Here is a 3,917-nt window from a genome sequence, read left to right as displayed (position 1 = left end):
GATTCCTTCATTTAGATAAGGACGGTTCGTAGGATCTGATTTCTTTACATAATTTGGATGAACACCATGTGCATTGTCTGCAGAAATCATGAAACTGGAGGACAGTGCCATTAAAAATGCTTCCTCATCCCTTAAAGCGCCTTTGTTTATTCTTCTCAGGGTGTCTCCCAGAAAGGTGGATGCTGCTCCCTGCTTGGTTGCACTTCCCACTTCTTCATTGTCCAGTACACAATACACCGCCACACTTTTCGTACTATTTCCTTTGCGAAATCCCTGAAGTGACGCAAATGCACACTGCAGATCGTCCAGCCGCCCGCTGGAGATATATTCTTCATTTGCTCCCCAGAAGCTTCCTTTTACTCTGTTATACAAAAATAAATCCGTACTTAATACAGATTCTTCCAAAACCCCGGCATTTTCAGCCACCATTCGAATAAAAGAGCCTTTTGCAGTCTCATCTCCCAGAACGGGTTGCATGTCATCCTGTACATTATATTTATAACCTTCATTTACTTCCCGGTTCATGTGTACCGCGAGATTTGGAATCATTACCAGATCACGGTCGATATCCACAAGCCGGGTACAGATCTTTTCCTTTTCTTTCACCATAATTCTTCCTGCAACTGAGAGGGGTCTGTCAAACCAGGGTGAACAGATCATTCCTCCATATTTTTCCACATTTAATTTCACATATTTATTTTCCGTTACAATTTCCGGATGCTCTTTCACCTTGAAGGTGGGCGAATCACTGTGACTGGATATTATCTGATATCCGCTAAATTCCTTTGTTGGCAGCTTAAATGCAATAAGAGAAGATCCGTTTCTGGAAACAAAGTAATTCCTGCCTGCCTCCAGCTTCCACGGTCTTCCCTCTTGTAATTCTTCATATCCGTCCGACGCCAGTATTTCCTTTATATTTGAAATCACATGGTAGCAGCTTGGACTGCGGTCAATAAATGCTAATAACTCCCGGGCTGATTCTCTATACATCTTCTTTAATACCTCCTGATAACTGCATTTCAGCCGTCATAGTGGAAACTGCACGGAGCGGCTGAAATACTTTTTTTGTTATCATAACACAACCTCTATTTGTATTCAATGGATTGCTTATTCCTGTGTTTCCCTAATTCTTTCCACTACCGGCTGTTTGCGGAAGATATAGATTGCCGCTGTGGATACGATAACCGGTATTAATATGGTAAATGCCGCATAACCTATGAAATACCATACCGGGAACTTAAAGTGCATGTAGTTGACTCCAATATTATCCATGACTTTAATTACCAGAATACCGGCACCAGTCCCCAAAACCAATGTAAATGCTAAATTAACAGCTGCCAGCAGAAATCCCTCATACTGAATCATTCTGGATAACTGGCGTTCTGTCATACCAATGGACTGCAGCACTGCAAATTCCTGTTTTCTGGTAACGATATTGGTAATTAAAGTATTTACCAGATTAATCAGACTAAATGCAATGATAAAGCAGCAGATTCCCAGCAGCATACTGCTAATTCTTGCATACGTTAACTTATCCGCCTCAATTCTTTCCTGCAAAGTATCCATAGCGATCCTTTGGTCTTCATCCACAATATCTGCCAGTGCAGCAGTAATATCTGCTTCTTTTGCCTGATCCGTAGAAACGATTAATAAGTAATTCAGGTTCATGTCTCCCATAATTTTGCGCATGGAATCCTCAGTCATCCAGATAATGGAATTGTCCATATTCTTCATAAAGTCCGTACCCATAAATGCCCCCACCGTAAATGTTTCATTTACCGTGCTTCCATTATAGAAAGTAAGTTCCAGTTTTTCTCCAAGCTTTAGATTTGCGCCAAAAATTTCTTTCAGCAAAGCATTATTCTGCACCAGTATCTCATTATTCTCCGTCATGCGGTCATAATCCAGGCTTCCTTCTTTAATCTCTGTCTGCATCTCTTTCAGATCCGATTTGTTGAAAGTCATAATTCCGTCCACCGAATTCTGTCCATTCATTAAATAATGTACCTTAACTTTTTGATTTGCATATACCTTCTTAACACCGTCAATCTGTTCAATCCGGCTTATCAGACTGTCATTGATCGGGTTATCCAGCTGCAGGTCGCTAAACCCATGCTCCAATGTCTGGGTCACATTATTTGAAAAAGAAATTACATATTCACCAATAGAAAACTCACTTTGCCTTGAGTATCCTTCCTGGCTGAAAGAATTCAGATAGATTGATGCTGTCATAAACAGGATTCCCCCTACTCCCATAGAAATCATCGTCAGAGTAGACTTCTTACGATTTCTGGCGAATCCCATTTTCGCCATGGAAAGAGGTGTTATCTTTCTTGCTAATTTCTTTGTATTCCCCTTTCGTACTCTTCCTTCATAAGCATTGAATCTGGATGCTTCGATCGGAGAAACGGCTGCTGCTATTTTCGCTGGGCGCCGTATGGAGAACAGAACGGTAAATAGTTCAATTGCTATTGTCAATAGTCCCATAATCCCAGTATTCATCCAGCTGAATCCATCTGCCTTCAGAAAATAAGCTCCAATGACTCCGATGACGATACCTGCCGGAATAGCAAATGCACTTAATATCCAACCTTCTCTGGTAACCATATTCCGAATCTGTTTTTTCGTCATACCGATTGTGCGAAGCTGTCCGAACTGGCGGATTCTCCCAACTACCGATATATAAAACACGCTGTAAATTACAAGTATGCTGACAAAGATAAGCCCGATTGCAATTCCCGTGGCAGTTCCTATAATCTGTATTTTTTTTGCACCCATCAGGGTATCTGCGAAATAAGTATTATCACTGACGTTCTGCCGTTCAATTTTACATTCTGCCGCAATACCAACAGCCCGCTTTTTAAACTCTTCACTTGTCATGAATTTTGCATCTTTTATTTTCACAAGTGCATCATAATTAATTTCTTTCATGCTGCTGCCTTGATCTGCATACTGCTTTGAAACAGCAAAGGGATAAATTTTATTTGCAGGTTCCCCTTCTAAAAGCCCGGTTACAGCAAAGGTTTCCGTGGTTCCATCCAGGAAAGTAATTTCAAAATTCTCTCCCAGCCGGCTTTCTTTTCCTATTGCTTTTAGAAATCCCGGAAATACTGCCACCTCATTTAACGCCTGTGGAAAGGTTCCTTCTTTCACGGTCGCCTGTTTAATCGGACCTTGTTTTTCCGGAAAATAAACAGGATAAAAAGAATAATCATCTACCGAGATCACTTTGCCGAATTTATTAAGTGACAGATACTCGATATTTTCATTATTGTTTAACGCTTCTATCTGATCCATACTCAGATCTTTATATATCACATGCTGCATTTTTTCTACAGCCCGGTCCTGACCTGTAAAATATGCCGCAATGAAAAACAGCATCCCAGAAAGTAACGTGGTAGACAAAACAATTGTAAGAATAATAAAAATATTGCGCATCCGGTTGTTTTTAAGACTGCTTACAGCCAGGTTCCAGATGTATTTTCCATTGTTGTTCTTTTCCAGCTTCATGTTTATACCTCCCCTGAATAGAGCAAGCTGGCTTGCGCTATTCCTGAATTAGTAGTTTGAAAGCACTTTTCTTTCAAATTTACCACCTGCCTTCTGCAACTTTACCATCTTCGATACGAATTGTCACATCTGCCATCTGGGCAATTTCTTCATTATGTGTAATCATCACTACTGTCTGATGAAATTGGCTGCTTGTTAATTTTAGAAGTCCCAGTACATCTGCACTTGTCTTACTGTCCAGATTACCGGTAGGCTCATCCGCAAGAATAATTGCCGGTTTTGTTGCCAATGCCCTTGCAATTGCCACCCTCTGCTGCTGTCCCCCGGAAAGCATATTCGGCATATTTGTAAGCTTTTCTTCTAACCCCAGCATCTTTACTACTTTCTTAACATACTCCTCATCCGTT

3 protein-coding genes are annotated in these 3,917 nt (G+C 40.7%); all 3 read right to left on the bottom strand.

The window, feature by feature from the left end; genetic code table 11:
- Positions 1-990: M18 family aminopeptidase (locus RHS_RS28730; protein WP_047835138.1), on the bottom strand; the 990-nt coding region annotated here is incomplete at its 3' end.
- Positions 991-1,107: 117 nt separating this feature from the next.
- On the bottom strand, positions 1,108-3,510 hold the full coding sequence (locus RHS_RS28725) for an ABC transporter permease (RefSeq protein WP_395023641.1): 2,403 nt from the start codon (positions 3,508-3,510) through the stop codon (positions 1,108-1,110).
- A 79-nt stretch (positions 3,511-3,589) separates the two neighbouring features.
- The coding region (locus RHS_RS28720; protein ID WP_047835137.1) for an ATP-binding cassette domain-containing protein at positions 3,590-3,917 on the bottom strand (328 nt) is incomplete at its 5' end.

This window comes from Robinsoniella sp. RHS (genome assembly GCF_001029355.1).
Classification (GTDB): domain Bacteria; phylum Bacillota; class Clostridia; order Lachnospirales; family Lachnospiraceae; genus Robinsoniella; species Robinsoniella peoriensis.
Note: the sequence above shows the minus strand (reverse complement) of the source record. Positions and strands in the feature narration are given on the sequence as shown.